Raw genomic sequence first — 9,328 nt, forward strand, 5'->3', positions numbered from 1 at the left:
CGTATTCCTGATATAAATGAGAACAGGTTATCGTTAAAACACTGATCCTATATTCTCTTGGAGCGTTTTTCAAGCGCATGCCGGTACGGGGACGTACCCTCGCGTATGCCCGGGACCAACACTGCGGTGGACGCGAACGCGTAGTATGCTATATCGCGCCCGTCTCCTTCCACCCGGCCGAACTGTAAATAGTGTGGAGAGTGAAGAGGATGATATTACTTGTGGATGGTACGTCCGTGCGTTATAGTGTAGTGTGTTCGTCTGCCAGGGCAAAGTCGAATCGGAACTTTATTCATACATGGGAATCGATACGCGTATAACTCCAAAGCTTTCCGGCATGGAGATCATCCAGGCGGTAATTCGCGAGAATTACGACTTGGGCGAGGTTCAGTTGCCGTGGCAGTTGGAAAGCACCCATCAGCGGCGGCACCGCAAGATGGTGGTGGATACGGATGGCGGCCGATTCCTCGTTAAGACCTACCAGCGCGATCCCGTCGTCCTGGACAACCTCCGCTTCCAGCACAACCTCTCGGCGCACCTGACGAAACATTCCATTCCAGTGGCCCACATCAAGCGGGCCCGCAACGGCAAGGGCATCGTGGAGGCCGATACCTGGGCGATGGAACTCCAGGAATTCGTGCCGGGCGAACCAATGCACGTCACCACCGGCACCCTGGAGACGTCTTCCCGCGTGCTGGGCCATTTTCACGAGATATGTCGCGACGTACCGGTGCCCCCGCGTGACGCCCGCAAGTGGCGCTTCAGCGAAGTCCCCCGGGAGTCCCTCCACCGCCTCTTCAAACTGGCCCAGAAGGACGGGGTGCGGGAACACATGGAGACCTACGCCAACCACATTTCACGCTTCCTCTACGACGCATCGATGGTATTGAGCAAGGAGAAGCGGGACACCTTTGAGACCGGGCTGATCCACGGCGACTGGCACGGCGGCAACCTGCTCTATGTAGGCGAACAACTCACCGCGGTGCTCGATCTCGAATTCGCCGGCGACGGCTGCTATCTCGAAGACATCGCGTACGCTATTTCCAACCTGTGCATCCGCACGACCCTCAGCGACGAGAAAATGAGCCACCGCGTCAACGTGCTTCTGGACAGCTACCAGGCCTATCGCACCCTGACCTACAACGAACTCGTGGCCCTGTTCTACGCCGTCGGCGTAAAGCACGTCACCACCGTGTCCTACCAGGCGCCCCAGATGGGCGGCACCGTCGCGGGCTACACGGCCGCCCAGTGGCTCCACCGCCTCGCGGTGCAATGCCGCTGGCTCGCCGAACAATCGCGCAAAGCCCGCTGGGGCGAGTAGCAAGCGAAGAACTTTGCCCTGCGCAACTGAGCTCCCTTGACCCCTCCTTCACTACTCCCGTAAACTCTTGACAATACGGCGGCGAGTTCGGGAGGCGCCCGTTCTTCGCGCGCACGTCAATGGCAAATGGGAAAGGGTTCGACAATGAACCGATATGGTGCGGAATTCCTGGGTACGTTCTGGCTGGTTTTGGGTGGTTGCGGAAGCGCGGTGCTGGCCGCGGCCTTCCCGGAAGTCGGCATTGGCCTCCTCGGCGTTTCTTTCGCCTTCGGCCTCACGGTGCTGACGATGGCCTACTCCATCGGCCACATCTCGGGCTGTCACCTGAACCCGGCGGTGTCCATCGGCCTCGCGGCGGGCGGTCGCTTTCCCGCGAAGGATCTTCCGGCCTACATCATCTCTCAGGTGCTCGGCGCCATCGCAGCGGGCGGCGTGCTGTACGTCATCGCGACGGGTAAAGTCGGCGCGGAGATTGGCGGCTTCGCCTCCAACGGCTTCGGGGAACATTCTCCCGGCGGCTACTCCATGGTGGCCGCGCTCGTCACTGAAATCGTCATGACGGCCTTCTTCCTCTTCATCATAATGGGCTCCACCGACGACCGCGCGCCCAAGGGCTTCGCCCCCATCGCCATCGGCCTGGGGCTCACCCTGATCCACTTGATCAGCATCCCCGTTACCAACACCTCCGTCAACCCCGCCCGCAGCACCGGCGTGGCCCTTTTCGTCGGCGATTGGGCCATCGCCCAGTTGTGGCTCTTCTGGGTTGCCCCCATCATCGGCGCGGTCATCGGCGCGGTGGCCTACAAGGCGCTGGCCGAGTCGAAGTCCTGAGCAAGCGCGCGACGCGCTTGCCTTCTTCTTAAGGTGCTCATCGGACGGATTGGACCGATCAGACTGATCAGATCAGTCCGATCCGTCCGATCCGTCCGATGATCTTTTGCACCGCCCGGCACGCCCCGTGCATACTCCAGTGGCCCCCTTCACCAACCGGAGCCGCACCCATGACCTTCACACGCACCGCGACCCTCCTCGCAACCATGGCCCTCGCCTTCACAGCCCAGGCTGGAGACCCTGATAGCGAATGGCGCTATTACGGTCAGGATCCCGGCGGCGCGCGGTACTCTCCCCTGGATCAGATCAACCGCGACAATGTCGGCGCCCTCGAACGCGCCTGGACCTGTCGCACGGGTGATATCGGCCCCGGCAAAACCCACTACGCGGAATGCACGCCGCTGATCGTGGACGGTGTGATGTACGTGATCACGCCCTTCTCGCGACTCATCGCCATTGATGCAACGACGGGCGAAGAAGCCTGGCGCTTTACGCCCGAACCGCCGCTGGACCTGAAAGAGACGGCGGGCGGCGGTCTGGCCAGCCGGGGTGTCACCTACTGGAAATCCGGCACGAAAGAGCGCATCTTCCTGCCCGTGCGGGATGGACGCGTCTATTCTATCGACATTAAGACGCGCCGGCCCGATCCCGTTTTCGCCGACGCGGGCTGCCTGAACCTCCGCGCGGGCATCCCGGATGGCGGCGCCTTCTTCTTCCTCAGTTCGCCCCCCGCAGTCTGCAAGGACGTACTCCTCCAGCCTTACGGCATCGACGATACTTCAGCGCGGCGCCTGCACTATGTGCCCCTGCGCGCCTTCGACGCCCACACGGGCAAGCCCGCCTGGACCTTTAACACGGTGCCCCAACCGGGCCAGTTCGGCAACGACACCTGGGGCGGTGATAGCTGGAAGAACCGCGCGGGCTGCAACCCCTGGGCTCCCATCAGTGCGGACCTGGATCGTGGCATTTTCTACGTACCCGTGGGCGCGCCCAACAGCGACAAAGTGGGCGTAGACCGCCCCGGCGACAATCTCTTCGGCAATTCCATCGTGGCGTTGAACGCGCTCAACGGCGAACGCCTCTGGCACTTTCAGATCGTCCACCACGACCTATGGGACTATGATGCCCCCGCCATGCCCAGCCTTTTCGAAATCGAGCGAAATGGCGAAGCAATTCCGGCGGTGGCTGTCGTGGGCAAGCACGGCCAGACCTTCACCTTCAATCGCGTAAGCGGCGAGCCGCTGTTCCCCATCGAAGAGCGGCCCGTTCCGGCGAGTGACGTGCCGGGTGAAGTGGCTTCGCCCACGCAGCCTTTCCCCACGAAGCCTCCCGCCTTTTCGCGCAACCGCATGAGCCGGGATGACCTCCATTCAACCGACTCCGACAAGCTCACAGAGCTTCAAGCCTTCTATGACACCTTGCGCTCCGAAGGTCCCTTCACGCCGCCGTCGGCCCAGGGCTCCGTGGTCATCCCCGGTCAGCTCGGCGGCGCCAACTGGTCCGGCGCGGCCATCGCACCCGGCGGGATGATGTACATCACGGCCAACGAGCTCCCCTACGTCACCTCCATCAAGCCCAGCGACGGACCCTTTGGTTTTACGCCGAGCGCACGTCACTTTCTCGATAGCAAAGGCAAACCCGCGATCAAACCACCCTGGGGCACCCTCACCAAGATCGATCTCGCGAAGGGTGAACTGGTCTGGCAGAAGCCGCTGGGCAATTTCGCGGAGCTCAACCTGGGCGAAGAGCCGACCGGCACAATGAACTTCGGCGGCGGCACGGTGACGGCGGGCGGGCTCTTCTTCGTGGCGGCGGCGCTCGATGCAAAGCTCCGCGCCTTCGATATGGAGAGCGGCGAGGTGTTGGCCGAGTTTCCCCTCGAAGTTCCGGGCCAGGGCGCACCGGTGACGTGGCTCGGTGCGGACGGCAGGCAGTACGTGGCGGTATTCGCCGGCGGCGGCGGGAAAGCGGGCAGTCCCAGCGGGGATTACGTGATCGCGTTTCGACTGCCGGGCAATCCTTAAGTTTCGTTTGCCAGATTACCCCGCCTCGGGTATACTGTTGTTGAAAATTTCAACAACACAAACAAATTCAAGAATTTCGCAATGAAGTCCGCTGGCCATAGCACGAACGATTTGTTGGCATTTTAATCCAACAGATGAAGCAAACAAAAACCGTAAAAGAACGGCGGATTAAGGCCATTGGTGCGATTCTAGCGTTTCGGAAGACAACGAAACCTATCTCCACGGAGGAGATCTTGCAGATTAAAGAGGAATTGCAGGAATCCATTTTCGATGGGCTGGATGGTGCAGATTTTGCATCAACATCCAATTTAAGAGAGGCAAGCCCCATGTCTACTATGAATTTCAGCGTGCCCGACAGGGTTAAGGAAGAGTTCAACAAATACTTCGCGGGCGAGAACAAGAGCGCCGTACTGACTCGGTTGATGGAAGACGCCATCGAGGCGAAAAAGAAGAAAGAACAACGTGCCAAAGCCATGGATGCTATTCTGGAATTCAGGAAGCAGACCAAGCCGATTTCGACGGAGGAAATTTTAAGGACCCGGCAGGAATTGAGGGAATGAAACGAGTACTTGATGCTTCCGTTATCCTCAAGTGGTTTCTGAAAAATCGAGCGGGCGAAGAAGATGTGGAGGCCGCCATGGATATCTTCCGCCGCGTCCGAAATGACGAAGACCAAACCGTACAACCTGTTCACTGGTGCGCGGAAGTATTGGCGGTATTGGCAAGAGAAGAGCCCCTCTTTGTCGAGTCGGCTGCCGACCTTCTGGATGAAGTGGCATTCGTCGTGGCCGACAGTTGGCACATTTACAGACGCGCTGCGGAAATGTCCGCCACTCTAAACCATCACCTCTTCGACACGCTATACCATGCCGTGGCACTCGAACACGGTGCGGAGCTAATCACAGCGGATAAAAAATACTTCGATAAAGCCCGCGGTCTCGGGTCCATTTCGCTGTTGGGCTGAACTTGATTTAGGGGAGGAAGATCTTGTGCGCAGTGTGACCACCTTCTGTGCCGCTGCTTCGCTGATCGGTCTTGTATTGGTGGTCGAAGTCGCGGCGCAGAACCCCGCCCCGGACATCGTACTTAACCGCGACTTCCTCGTCCACCCTCTCGAACTCACCGCACAGCCCCTTCCTTTCGTTGACTGGTCCCTGGTGGAAGCCGGTCATGTCGCCTGGGTGGGTCCCGATGGCGAGCCCGCACCCCTGAACGATCCCCACGACATTGAGCGCGCGGAAGACGTGCGCGCGATGCCCGTTGGCCTCGCCCACGGCGTACGCATTCAGACACAACCCGCCCGCAAGGGGCCGCGCTTCAATGAAACGTTCCCGCGCGACTTTCCGTGGGAGGAGGGCCGACTTCAGCCCCATACGTTGCTGCACGACACCGAAACAGGCTTGTATCGCCTCTGGTACGAGTGCCGGGGCGGCATCGCCTATGCCGAATCGACGGATCTGGGAACCTGGAAGAAACCGCTGCTCAACCCCGAAGCGCGTGATGAGCAATCGGGCTCGAATCTGACCTTCTTCGCGAACCACGACGCCATTGCGGCCAGCGGCGTCTTCCAGCATCCCGAGTCCTTGCGCGTGGCGGCCTCGGGCACGGTCTTCGTCGATCCGAGCGCACCGCCCGCCGAGCGCTTTAAGTGCACCGTGCTCGCGAGCAGCGATCCCGCCAAGCTCCAGGCCTTCGTCGCGCGCACGGGAAAGCCCCTCGGCTCGCGGGTCAGCCCCAACTCGGGCAATTGCCTCTACCCCGCCTGGTCTGCCGACGGCGTCGCGTGGACGCTCGGCCTGGAGCCCAATCTCCTTCAGGATGCCGATACCCAGACGGTCGTGCATTTCGACACGGAGATCAAGCGCTACGTTGCCTACACGCGCAACTGGGACTTTGATCGTCGTGTCATTGCGCGAAGCGAGAGCGAGAACTTCAACGATTTCCCGCTGCCGCGCACCGTGTTGCGCCCCGATTCGTCCGAAGCGCCGTGGACCGACTTTTATCTCAACACCATGACGCCCTATCCCGGTCAGCCGGACCTGCGACTCATTTTATGTCTCGCCTATGATCGCCAGGCGGACAGCAGTTCCATCCGCCTCGCCACGAGCCGCGATGGTGCAAATTGGGAATTCTCGCCAGGCCCGCCGCTGGTTTCGCCCGGCAGTGCGGACGCGTGGGACGCGTACTTCCCCATGCCCCACCCTGGCCTCGTGCGCAAACCCGATGGGGGATTCCTGCTCTATTACTCTGGCTACAAGTACCCCCACAAGTTTCCCCGCAGCAGATTCCAGGAAGGCGATTCCGGCGCGGCCCTGTGGGACGCGGACCGGCTCGTGGCCATCGAGGCTGAATCCGAAGGCGAATTTACCACCTCCCCGCTTCGCCTGAGAGGCAAGCAGGTTCGGATCAACGCGACCACCTCGGCAACAGGCGAGATTCGCGCGGAGTTGCTGGACAAGGAATTCGGCGCGATCGCCGGGCGAGGGCTCTCGGAGGCGCTTCCGGTCAAGGGCGATCATGCGGATGTTGTACTGGCATGGACCGACGGCGGTGACCTCGCAGCACAGGAGGGAGAATTCGTGCGCGTGCGCTTTGTGATGCGCAATGCGAGAATATTCTCCATACGAGCGGAGTAGTAAGGTTATCTGCCGTGCACCTGCGCCACAACTGAACTCAGCAAAACTGTATGCTTTGGGTCGAACCCGGGGGGACTTTTCCACCATGGATATCCTGAAGAAATCACTCATCGCGGCCGCCATAGGCTTCATCGCGATTGGCGTGTTCGGAACGCTCGATCGCGCCACACCAACGGCAAGCCCACCGCCCGCTGCGACCGTGGCCCGCACCCACGCACCCACCGTCACGACTCCGCCCCCGGCGGCGGCCGACGCCACCGACGCCCTCCTTGCCCAGGCCTTCCAGCAGCGCCTCAGCAATTACCAGATCACCGGTTCGCTGCCCGTCTCGCGCCTCCTCCCCGACGACAACAACGGAAGCCGCCACCAGAAATTCATCCTTCAGACCTCCACCGGCCAAACGGTATTAATAGCGCACAACATCGACCTGGCACCCCGAATCGCCAATCTCCAGGTGGGCGATACCGTCGAGTTCTGCGGCGAATACGAGTGGAACGAAAAAGGCGGCGTGATACACTGGACCCACCACGATCCGGCTGGTCGCCACGCCCACGGCTGGCTGCGGCATAAAGGAAGCCTTTATCAATAAGCGGCGGGGAGACGCCACGCAATTAAACGTATGATACAATGACGAAAGAGATCACAACTCTTTGGAGTCAATTATATGCGAGCTACGCTGAATATTGATGACGCCCTCCTCGACCAAGTGATGCAATTTACCGAATCATCCAATCGCTCCGAAGCGGTCCGCATTGCCCTCAAGGCGTACATACGCCAGCAGGAAATACGGCAGATCCGGGCGATGCGAGGCACGATGGATATCGACGAGAGCTGGCGTGAATTGCGTGCGCTGGATACCAGACCTCTATGAGGCCCGTACTTGTCGATACCAGCGCCTGGGTGGATTTTCTTCGTCCCGGATTGCGGCCACTGGGCGAGCGGGTTGACGAATTGCTGGATGCCGATCAGGCCCGGATTTGCGGCGTGGTCGTCGCAGAACTGTTGCACGGTCTCAAGGGCACAGGGGAGCAAAGACAGATGCGTTGGCTGCTTGACAGGGTTCAGCGTTTAGACACCATAGAACAAGACTGGGACGATGCAGGAAACTTGCTCCGGGGACTGCGCGAGAAAGGTTTGACCGTACCTGTGACCGACGCCATACTGGCGGTCGTTGCCCGGCGGAACGACATTGCCGTGCTGACGGCAGACGACCACTTTCGACTTATGGGTGCCGCAATCGATACCTCGGACAATCTTTAGAGCCCCAATTGCTGCACCTCTCCCCGCAGAGATACGTCCTCTCCTTTAGGCATCACAATTTGCGTCAGATTCGGAAGCCGAGTCCTGCGGCGACTACGAGTGGAACGAAAAAGGTGGCGTGATACACTGGACCCACCACGATCCGGCTGGTCGCCACACTCATGGCTGGCTGAGGCATCGGGGTGCCGTTTACCAATAGCGAAAGGCAGATCGGCCTATGTGGCCACCCAACGACAGCCCAGGAAGTCCCGCCGTGTTTTCCCAACCCTCCGCCCTGAACTTTGAAATGCCCGACTGGCTCCTGGCCTCCGCACGGAGCGCCGAACCCATGGCGTCGTACGACGCCTGCATGAACTTCGTGATCGAGGCGGCTCGCCAGAACATTGAGCGGCGGACCGGGGGCCCCTTCGCCGCAGCCATCTTCGAATCGGCCTCCGGCGCGCTGGTCTCCCTCGGCGTCAACCTCGTCACCACCCGAAACGCCTCCATGCTCCATGCGGAAATGGTGGCGATTGCCCTGGCGCAACTCAAACTTCGCACGTACGACCTGGGGCGACCTGACCTGCCAGCACACACCCTCGTGACCAGCACCGAACCCTGCGCCATGTGCCTCGGCGCCATTCCCTGGTCGGGTGTGCGACGGGTCATCACCGGGGCGCGGGACTGCGATGCGCGGGCCGTCGGCTTCGATGAAGGGCAGAAGGCCGCCGATTGGCAGGGCGGATTACGGGATCGCGGCATCGAAGTGGTCACAGACGTTCAGCGCAAGGCGGCTCGTGCGGTGCTGGAGGTCTACCGGGACCTGGGTGGAAGTATCTACAACGGCGGGCATATGGGGAACTCCGCCTGAAGTTTATAATGCCATAACTGGGCACAAACTCGACTTGCTAAGGAGTAATTGTGGTCCACTGCGCATTCTCAGCACATCTGATTGCGGCTGTATTCGTTTTGATTCTGAACATGCTCATCAAACATCCATCAAATACGGAAGAAATTGTTATTAAACAACTTACACCAATTGCGTCGATTCGCAGGCGAAATCGATCAAACAAATCTGGCCCAATACGGCACATAACGCATCAGTTTGTTTCCAACATTCGGTTTCAGAGGACGGGTCTTGTTGGCTTGGATAGCCTCTCAAACTAGCCTTGAGGCGCTTCTTCACCCCCAAATCCTTATCCTGAGTGATCCCCAGTTTTCGATTCTTTGCAATTGTTTGTGTAGCAGATAGTTAGCTGTTGACGTAGCGCCAAATT

10 protein-coding genes and 1 pseudogene are annotated in these 9,328 nt (G+C 60.0%); all 11 read left to right on the forward strand.

The window, feature by feature from the left end:
- The first annotated feature begins 298 nt into the window (after window positions 1-298).
- The 11 genes and pseudogenes from JNK74_25205 (at window position 299) to JNK74_25255 (ending at window position 8,922) form a co-directional block, all read left to right on the forward strand.
- Window positions 299-1,321, forward strand: a complete 1,023-nt coding sequence (locus JNK74_25205) for a phosphotransferase (GenBank protein ID MBL7649489.1) — start codon at window positions 299-301, stop codon at window positions 1,319-1,321.
- 144 nt (window positions 1,322-1,465) lie between these two features.
- Window positions 1,466-2,152, forward strand: a complete 687-nt coding sequence (gene aqpZ / locus JNK74_25210; protein MBL7649490.1) for an aquaporin Z — start codon at window positions 1,466-1,468, stop codon at window positions 2,150-2,152.
- A gap of 170 nt (window positions 2,153-2,322) precedes the next feature.
- The gene (locus JNK74_25215; protein MBL7649491.1) at window positions 2,323-4,176 is read left to right on the forward strand and encodes a pyrroloquinoline quinone-dependent dehydrogenase; all 1,854 of its coding nucleotides are present in this window, start codon (window positions 2,323-2,325) and stop codon (window positions 4,174-4,176) included.
- A 326-nt stretch (window positions 4,177-4,502) separates the two neighbouring features.
- Entirely contained in the window at window positions 4,503-4,736 is a 234-nt protein-coding gene (locus tag JNK74_25220; protein ID MBL7649492.1) for a hypothetical protein, read from the forward strand.
- Window positions 4,733-5,140 carry a type II toxin-antitoxin system VapC family toxin gene (locus JNK74_25225; protein ID MBL7649493.1) on the forward strand — a complete coding sequence of 136 codons (408 nt, stop codon included), beginning with the start codon at window positions 4,733-4,735 and terminating at the stop codon, window positions 5,138-5,140. The genes JNK74_25220 and JNK74_25225 overlap by 4 nt, the downstream gene beginning before the upstream one ends.
- Before the next feature lie 25 nt (window positions 5,141-5,165).
- On the forward strand, window positions 5,166-6,812 hold the full coding sequence (locus tag JNK74_25230) for a hypothetical protein (GenBank protein MBL7649494.1): 1,647 nt from the start codon (window positions 5,166-5,168) through the stop codon (window positions 6,810-6,812).
- 85 nt (window positions 6,813-6,897) lie between these two features.
- Window positions 6,898-7,401, forward strand: a complete 504-nt coding sequence (locus JNK74_25235; GenBank protein MBL7649495.1) for a DUF3465 domain-containing protein — start codon at window positions 6,898-6,900, stop codon at window positions 7,399-7,401.
- Between the two features lie 75 nt (window positions 7,402-7,476).
- Window positions 7,477-7,683 (forward strand): type II toxin-antitoxin system VapB family antitoxin, encoded by a 207-nt coding sequence (locus JNK74_25240; protein ID MBL7649496.1) that lies wholly within the window; start codon window positions 7,477-7,479, stop codon window positions 7,681-7,683.
- Window positions 7,680-8,072, forward strand: coding sequence for a PIN domain-containing protein (locus tag JNK74_25245; GenBank protein ID MBL7649497.1), 393 nt, complete (start codon window positions 7,680-7,682; stop codon window positions 8,070-8,072). Before JNK74_25240 ends, JNK74_25245 begins: the two co-directional genes overlap by 4 nt.
- Before the next feature lie 88 nt (window positions 8,073-8,160).
- Window positions 8,161-8,271 (forward strand): annotated as a pseudogene (locus JNK74_25250) (DUF3465 domain-containing protein).
- Between the two features lie 54 nt (window positions 8,272-8,325).
- Window positions 8,326-8,922: a nucleoside deaminase gene (locus JNK74_25255; protein ID MBL7649498.1), complete on the forward strand. Its 597-nt coding sequence runs from the start codon at window positions 8,326-8,328 to the stop codon at window positions 8,920-8,922.
- Window positions 8,923-9,328 lie beyond the last annotated feature (406 nt).

This window comes from Candidatus Hydrogenedentota bacterium (assembly GCA_016791475.1).
In the GTDB taxonomy this organism is placed as follows: domain Bacteria; phylum Hydrogenedentota; class Hydrogenedentia; order Hydrogenedentales; family JAEUWI01; genus JAEUWI01.